Annotated in this window: 4 protein-coding genes; 3 read left to right on the top strand and 1 reads right to left on the bottom strand. The window is 55.1% G+C overall.

All coding sequences use genetic code 11. From position 1 onward, the window contains the following. Positions 1-193 precede the first annotated feature (193 nt). The 3 genes from KYK14_RS08770 to KYK14_RS08760 all read left to right on the top strand — a co-directional run bounded on the left by KYK14_RS08770 (position 194) and on the right by KYK14_RS08760 (position 5,288). Positions 194-1,390, top strand: a complete 1,197-nt coding sequence (locus tag KYK14_RS08770; protein ID WP_219158521.1) for a hypothetical protein — start codon at positions 194-196, stop codon at positions 1,388-1,390. A 201-nt stretch (positions 1,391-1,591) separates the two neighbouring features. Continuing rightward, complete coding sequence (locus tag KYK14_RS08765) at positions 1,592-4,657, top strand: T9SS-dependent choice-of-anchor J family protein (RefSeq protein WP_219158520.1); 3,066 nt, start codon at positions 1,592-1,594, stop codon at positions 4,655-4,657. A gap of 133 nt (positions 4,658-4,790) precedes the next feature. Beyond that, entirely contained in the window at positions 4,791-5,288 is a 498-nt protein-coding gene (locus KYK14_RS08760) for a YkvA family protein (protein WP_185283900.1), read from the top strand. Between the two features lie 146 nt (positions 5,289-5,434). On the opposite strand, the gene KYK14_RS08755 is transcribed toward KYK14_RS08760, so the two are convergent. Further along, positions 5,435-5,956: a DUF421 domain-containing protein gene (locus KYK14_RS08755; RefSeq protein ID WP_219158519.1), complete on the bottom strand. Its 522-nt coding sequence runs from the start codon at positions 5,954-5,956 to the stop codon at positions 5,435-5,437. Positions 5,957-6,000 lie beyond the last annotated feature (44 nt).

Below are 6,000 nucleotides of genomic sequence, written 5' to 3'. Positions count from 1 at the left end.
TGCGACAATCTGTAGCGGCGCTTACGGCTGTTGATCAGCCGGTTACCTTGTAAATACAGGAACGTCATGCTGAGCTTATCGAAACATCTCTACCGCTTCGTTTCATTCAACAGAAATTACTCACGGTAGAGATGCTTCGATAAGCTCAGCATGACGTTCTATTGTCCCTATCTTACCCCAACCCCTCCCACGCATGATTCCTGAATTTCGCCAGACGTATAATGCGGCTTTCACGCCACAACGGTTTCAGGAGCTGATCGACTCCGTAGATCAGGAGCTGCCGGGACAACTGGATTTTCGAGTAGCGGAAACGCCGGTGTTCATACCTTCTGTGCTGCGCGACAAGCTGTTGCAGGCGGGCGAGGATATTATTGACGTGCTGGTAGCGCCCGATTTCAAGGAACGCACCGAAGCGGCCGTACCGCCAGCCCAGCGCGTACCCCACGAAGACGCGCACACGCAATTTCTGGCTATCGACTTTGCTGTGTGCCGTGATGCGCAAGGCGAACTGGAGCCGCAGCTGATTGAGCTGCAAGGTTTTCCATCGCTCTATGTGTTTCAGGACTATCTGGCCCACACGTTTCGGAAGTTTTTTCCGGTACCTGATTCGGTGACGCACTTGTTTGGTGGGCTGAGTTCTGCCGACTATCTGGCAGCGCTGCGGGAGCTGATTGTGGGCGACGAAAACCCGGAAAACGTAGTACTGCTGGAGCTATTTCCGGACAAGCAGAAAACTCGCATCGACTTTGCCTTGACTAAGCGCGAGCTGGGAGTAGAAGCCGTGTGCATCACCGACGTACGCAAAGACGGCCGGCAGCTGTACTATGAAAAAGACGGTCGCCGCATCGACATCAAGCGCATCTACAACCGCCTGATTTTCGACGAGTTGCTGCGCTACCCCGACCTGCCGTTGGAGTTCCGCCTCACCGACGAGGATGTGGACGTGACCTGGGTAGGGCACCCCAATTGGTTTTTCCGCATCAGCAAATACACGTTGCCGCTGCTGCACAGCCCGTTTGTGCCGTCCAGCCACTACCTGCACGAGCTAACCGCCTACCCCACCGATCTGGAAAACTACGTGCTCAAGCCCCTGTTTTCCTTTGCCGGAGCCGGTGTGAAGCTGCACGTGACGCCCGCCGAGCTGGATGCCATCGAGGACAAGCATAACTACCTCTTGCAGCGTAAAGTAGCCTACGAGCCTGTGGTGCGAGCCGATGATGGCGAGCTGGTGAAGTGTGAAATCCGCTTGCTGTACATCTGGCCCAAAAACGCGCCCCGCCCGGTGCTACTCACCAACCTGGCCCGCCTCAGCCGCGGCGCCATGATTGGCGTGGACTTCAATAAGAACAAGGATTGGGTAGGCGGCACGGTGGGCCTATTTGCCCAATAGCCTATTGCATACTACTGCGAGCCATTGACGCCGCTTCCTTTGGGGAGCGGCGTTTCTGTGTTATTCACTAGCTAACAATTGCTTACACCCACGTATAGGCAAGCTGCCGGGTAATATTCTATTTAATAATACTATCTTAACATATCGCCGCGCCTAGCGTGGGTACTTTTACGTGTCTCTTTTGTAACTAATCCGTTTTTCATGAAACACTCTTTACTTACTATACGAAGCGCTGTTGTAGCCTTTACCATGCTGTGTGGTATACAAGGTGCATCAGCTCAGATAACACTAACCGGCAGTTCATTCACTGAGAATTTCGACCAGATTGGCACTGGTCTGCCCGCAGGCTTCAGCGTACGCACGGGTGCCAAAGCCGGAGCTCTGGGCGACGCGACAACGCTTACCACCGCCGTAACGGCGTGGAATAATACCAGCGGAGCCTTTAAAAACTTCGCTTCCGCCACGGGATTAACCTCTGCTGCGGACCCTACGGCGCAAAGTGCCTCCACCAACCGGGCGCTCGGTGTACGGCAGACTGGTTCGTTTGCGGATGGCAGCACGAATGCCGGCCCGGCTTTCGTTTTCCAAGTTGCCAATACCAGCGCCCGCACAGGCTTCAAACTAAATTTCCTGTTGCAGTCGTTGGATGCTACCTCTACCCGTACCACTACCTGGCGAGTAGACTATGCTACGGGGGCCACACCTACAGCCTTCACACCAGTAGGGGCCACGTTCACAACCGGGAATAGCACCTTTAGCAGTACGCCCGTCGCCGTTGACTTTGGTAATCAACTCGATAATATTAACGATGTTGTCTGGATTCGGATTGTAGCACCAGATCCAACCACAGGGTCTAACAACCGGCCTACCTCGGCCATCGATGATTTCTCACTGACCTGGAATACGCCGGCACCCGACGCGCCTACCCTTACTGTATCGCCTAACAGCCTGAGCTTTGGCCGCGTCAACCTGGCAGCTACTTCTGCCACCAGCAGCTACACGCTCACGGGGGCCAACCTCACGGGCGCTACTACTGTTACGGCCCCTAGCGGCTTCAGCGTTTCCAAAACCGCTACCGGCACGTTTGGCTCTACCCTGAGCTATGCTGCGGCTGAGTTGGCGACGTCCCAAATGGTGTACGTGCGCTTTGCGCCGACCGTAGTCGGCCCCGTATCGGGCACGATTACCAATGCCTCGGCTGGTGCCGCCGACCAAACCGTGGCGGTAACCGGTACGGGCATCGACCCCAACAACCTGGTTTTCAATTTTGATGAATGTACGGCCGCACTGGGTGGCTGGGCGCAGTACAGCGTGACCGGCGCGCAAACCTGGGCCTGCACGCCCTTTGGGCACGATGCCACTGATGCCACCGGCAAAGCCAGCAAGCCTAACGGTATACAGATCAATGGCTTCGCAAGCAACACGAATGTTCCGAACGAGGACTGGTTTATCTCCCCGGCCTTCAATACATCTACATTTGCCTACCCCCTCCTCTCGTTCTGGAGCCGGACGGCTTTCAATGGCCCCCCTCTGAAACTGCGTGTTTCGACGAATTATTCTGGCACGGGAAACCCGCTGGCTACCGGCGTAACCTGGACGGATCTGGATGTGAGCTTCCCCGCCATTGGTTCTGATACTTGGACGCAAACCGCTGGTGTAGACCTGAGCGAGTACAAGAGCCAGACGACGTATGTGGCCTTCATATATACTTCTTCAGATGAGGAAAGTGCCCGCTGGACGCTGGATGACATCAGCCTGACGAACTCGGCTACTCCGCCCGCCCCCTTGCTGACCACGACGACCCGCAGCCTGGATTTCGGCTACGTGGCGGCGAATGCTACGGCCACGCAAACCTTCACGGTAACACCCCGCAACCTAACGGCGCCCTTCACGGTAACGGCCACCGGCGCCGCTTTCCAGGTGTCGAAAGATGGCACTACGTTCGGCAGCTCTGCTACCTATACGGTAGAAGAAGCTAATAACCAGACGAAAACCCTGACGGTGCGCTTCCGCCCCACGCAAAACCAGCAGAGCTACACGGGTAGCCTGGCCCTGGCTTCTACGAATGCGCCCTCGGTTACGGTCACCTTATCGGGCAATACCTACAACACAGCCAACACGCTGGAAGTAGTGAACTGGAACGTGGAGTGGTTTGGCTCGACGCAAAACGGCCCGAGCAACAAAGACCAGCAGCAAGCCAATGTGCGCACCATTCTTAACTCGCTGAAGGCTGACATCTACGGGCTAGTGGAGGTAGTAGACACGGCTCGCCTGGGCACCATTGTGCGGCAACTGCCGGGCGGTGGCTACACCTACCGCGTATCGGACTTTGGCTCGTATACCGATAATGCGCAGGATCCCGACTATGCCAGCGCGCAGAAACTGGCCTTTGTGTATAACACCACTCTTTTCAAAAATGTAGCTATTTCTTCGCTGTTCCGCTGCACGCAGGCCGAGAACTGCCCCGAGTTCAACTACTGGTCGTCGGGCCGCTTCCCCTACCTGCTCGATGCCGACGTAACCCTGAACGGCGCTACCCAGCATTTCACCTTCGTCCTGATTCATGCCAAAGCCAACACCAGTCCAACGTCTACCTCGTATGAGCGTCGGAAGAATGCTGCCGATGGCCTGAAGGCTGCACTGGATGCCAACTACAAGGGAAAGAACGTTATCATCTTGGGTGATTTCAACGACGACCTCGATCAAACCATCACAACGGGCCTTTCAACCACCGCTACGTCCTACAGTGCCTTTACGACCGACGTAGCCAACTACACGGCCCTGACACTACCCCTAAGCCTGGCCGGCCAACGCTCTACCGTGAGCTATAACGATGTGATTGACCACGTTGTCATTACCAAAGCCACGGAACCGCTGGTGGTACCCAACTCGACCGAGATTCTAACGAGCGTAGCCAACCTGGTGACCAACTATGGCAACACCACCACAGACCACTACCCCGTGCAGACGCGCTACACCTTCGGGGTAACGACGCCCACCAAGCAGGCCTTGGCCAACCGCCAGTTTGAAGTGTACCCCAACCCGGTAACCAACGCCATCCGCCTGAACCTGCCCGAGCAAACGGCCAAAACGCTGCAATTGCGCGTGCTGGCCGTAGATGGTCGCCAGGTAGCCACGGGTACTGGCTCGTTGGAGCAATTGAATCAGCAACTGAATCAAGGTCTGGGTCAGCTAAAAGCCGGGATGTACGTCATTCAGGTGAATAGTGGCACGCAGACCTACGTGAAGCGCTTTATCAAGCAGTAACGCCGCCTCGCGCTCCTGCTGCACAGAAAGCCCGCCGATTTCGGCGGGCTTTTTTGCGTTTCGGGCCTGACACAACGGCAACCGGAGGGGTTACGTACATCCCTTCGTACTCTCATTTTCTTACTCTATCCCAATGTCCTCACTTACCGAAAAAGGTTTTGGCATCGCCAAAAACGCCATCTTTTCCGCCTTCATGGGGCGTGCTACCCGAATGCTGGGCAAGCCCTTCCTAGTAGCTACCGCCCTGCACGACGTAGCAAAAAAGCTCGACGACCAAGACAGCAAAAAAGGTCCTATCCAACAGGTAATCGATGTGGGCCGGCTGCTGATTCGGTTGGTAACGTCTTATATCAACGGCTCTTACCGCCAGATTTCCACTTCCACTATCGTGTCGGGGCTAGCGGTGCTACTCTACGTATTGTCGCCGATTGACTTGGTGCCCGACGCCCTACCCATTTTGGGCTTCCTGGATGATGCCGCCCTGATTGCCTGGTTTATGGACCGCTTCCGGGTGGAGCTGGAGCACTTCCAGAGCTGGGAAGAAGCCTCAGCCAAAGTAGCCGAAGATGCCCAAGCACCGGCCCGTCCCAACAAGGAGCTACCCGCCGTAGCGGAGTTGGGTCACTCATAAATCAATAGACTTGTTCCTGAACAAGTCTAGTAGCTAATTGCTGGTCATCAGTATTCCAACAAACCTACGCCTGTCTTTCGTCGTGCTTAATGCAACGAGAGACAGGCGTACGTTTTATAGGATAACTGCAAATCGCAATTACATCTTCACTTTTGCTCAACGCCTTCAACGCCTTGGAGGGCTGATTCTGCCCTGTTATCATCCGGGCGCTTGATAACGCTGAAGGTGCCGTCGGTTTCGAGTACCACGGCAGTCACTTTTTCCATCGACAGTCCCCCCTCTTTGCGCACGGCCGAGCGCACTTCGTCGTGCGTTACACGCTCGTCGTGCATTGCGCTGTCCAGAAAATTGCCTTCATGAAACAACAAGCGCGGCTCCGATTTTACCAGCTTACGCACCGTTTTAGAGCGCACCGACAGCCACGATACAACAAATTGCAGTGCCAGTAGCGTACCAATGCCAACTATGCCTTCCACTAGCCGTGTGCTTTTTGACAATGCTACCGAAGCCAGGCTGGAACCCAAAGCAACAGTTACGATCATATCAAAGGCATTCATTTTGGCTAGTGTACGCTTACCCGTGATGCGAATCAGCAGGATGATGGCTACGTACACAAGAACAGCCATTATTACCGTGCGGCCTACGCCGGCCCAACCGTTAAAAAACATACCTAGTGGAAGTAAGACAGTAGAAGTAATTATTCTTCTTGTTC

Source organism: Hymenobacter profundi (assembly GCF_019334315.1).
In the GTDB taxonomy this organism is placed as follows: Bacteria; Bacteroidota; Bacteroidia; order Cytophagales; family Hymenobacteraceae; genus Hymenobacter; species Hymenobacter profundi.
Note: the sequence above shows the minus strand (reverse complement) of the source record. Positions and strands in the feature narration are given on the sequence as shown.